Origin of the sequence: Acinetobacter sp. YH12046, from assembly GCF_013419905.1 — a bacterium.
In the GTDB taxonomy this organism is placed as follows: Bacteria; Pseudomonadota; Gammaproteobacteria; order Pseudomonadales; family Moraxellaceae; genus Acinetobacter.
In genome coordinates this window covers 1-1,471 of sequence record NZ_VOZF01000073.1, presented here as the reverse complement: position 1 = coordinate 1,471, position 1,471 = coordinate 1, and the positions used below count along the sequence as shown (strand labels likewise).

Annotated in this window: 1 protein-coding gene; it reads right to left on the bottom strand. The window is 33.4% G+C overall.

Annotation, left to right across the window (positions count from 1 at the left end; translation table 11 throughout):
* Window positions 1-617: 617 nt before the first annotated feature.
* On the bottom strand, window positions 618-1,370 hold the full coding sequence (gene erm(B) / locus FTU03_RS15940; protein ID WP_154320141.1) for a 23S rRNA (adenine(2058)-N(6))-methyltransferase Erm(B): 753 nt from the start codon (window positions 1,368-1,370) through the stop codon (window positions 618-620).
* Between the last annotated feature and the right edge of the window lie 101 nt (window positions 1,371-1,471).

Genomic DNA, 1,471 nt, shown 5'->3' with positions numbered 1-1,471 from the left:
TCAGCTTGCTTCAAGATACTCATGATCAAGCTGTCTGAATACTTAGATGTTTTCATAGAAAATCTCCTTAAATCAAGGTTATTCGATTTTCTACTTTTAAACTCAATTATTTTTAGGGAGGATTACCGTTTGCTTGGTTATAAAAAAGTGGAGAGATTAAAAAGCTGCAAGGGCGATCTATGATCGTGCATTTACCCTTGCGGTCTTTTTTGAACGAACTATAACCAGAAAAAGCAAAGCCCTTAGCACACTAAAATATTAGGTACGTCAAGCGGTATCTTGGATAGTAAAATCGAACGGAAAAAAAGCACTTGATATACTTATCAAGTGCTTTCCTAGCCTTTATGTTCGTAAATAAACCACTTGTAACTTGTAACTTTTTTCATGTTACAAGTTACCACTCGTGGTAGTTACCACAAAGCCACATGTTAACATTAAATAATGTTAAGCATTTCATGGAAAAGCTTTTCTATAATCTTTAAGGCTTCTTGTGTACTTCTTGCTAGTCTAGGGACCTCTTTAGCTCCTTGGAAGCTGTCAGTAGTATACCTAATAATTTATCTACATTCCCTTTAGTAACGTGTAACTTTCCAAATTTACAAAAGCGACTCATAGAATTATTTCCTCCCGTTAAATAATAGATAACTATTAAAAATAGACAATACTTGCTCATAAGTAACGGTACTTAAATTGTTTACTTTGGCGTGTTTCATTGCTTGATGAAACTGATTTTTAGTAAACAGTTGACGATATTCTCGATTGACCCATTTTGAAACAAAGTACGTATATAGCTTCCAATATTTATCTGGAACATCTGTGGTATGGCGGGTAAGTTTTATTAAGACACTGTTTACTCTTGGTTTAGGATGAAAGCATTCCGCTGGCAGCTTAAGCAATTGCTGAATCGAGACTTGAGTGTGCAAGAGCAACCCTAGTGTTCGGTGAATATCCAAGGTACGCTTGTAGAATCCTTCTTCAACAATCAGATAGATGTCAGACGCATGGCTTTCAAAAACCACTTTTTTAATAATTTGTGTGCTTAAATGGTAAGGAATATTCCCAACAATTTTATACCTCTGTTTGTTAGGGAATTGAAACTGTAGAATATCTTGGTGAATTAAAGTGACACGAGTATTCAGTTTTAATTTTTCTGACGATAAGTTGAATAGATGACTGTCTAATTCAATAGACGTTACCTGTTTACTTATTTTAGCCAGTTTCGTCGTTAAATGCCCTTTACCTGTTCCAATTTCGTAAACGGTATCGGTTTCTTTTAAATTCAATTGTTTTATTATTTGGTTGAGTACTTTTTCACTCGTTAAAAAGTTTTGAGAATATTTTATATTAAAATAAGCCTTATATCCAAGCATAAAACAAGGTTGTCTAGACTTCTTTTAACAGTAAAGTTATCATAAAACTGAATTTTATTTTTTAGGTAAGTTTATGCATTCTATCCGCATTCGTTAAGACA